Consider the following 247-nt stretch of genomic DNA (forward strand, 5'->3'; position numbering starts at 1 on the left):
GGGTCCACCGTCACCTGGAAGAATCTCGACGGCGAGCCGCACACGGTCGTCAACGACGCGGGCATCTTCCGCTCGGCCGCGCTCGATCAGAACGACACGTATCAGTTTCGCTTCGACAAGCCTGGCGTCTACAACGTGTTTTGCGGCATTCATCCGAACATGAAGGAGACGATCACCGTTCAGTAACTGGGAACTCGTGTCGAAGAACCGCGAGGCGTGCCGTTTTCGCCATAGCGCTTTTGTGCCG

General features: G+C 58.7%; 1 protein-coding gene. It reads left to right on the forward strand.

The window, feature by feature from the left end; translation table 11 throughout:
* On the forward strand, positions 1-186 hold a 186-nt coding region (locus tag SB822_RS59680), incomplete at its 5' end, for a plastocyanin/azurin family copper-binding protein (protein WP_410859453.1).
* Between the last annotated feature and the right edge of the window lie 61 nt (positions 187-247).

This window comes from Paraburkholderia sp. SIMBA_054, assembly GCF_046534875.1.
Lineage (GTDB): Bacteria > Pseudomonadota > Gammaproteobacteria > Burkholderiales > Burkholderiaceae > Paraburkholderia > Paraburkholderia hospita.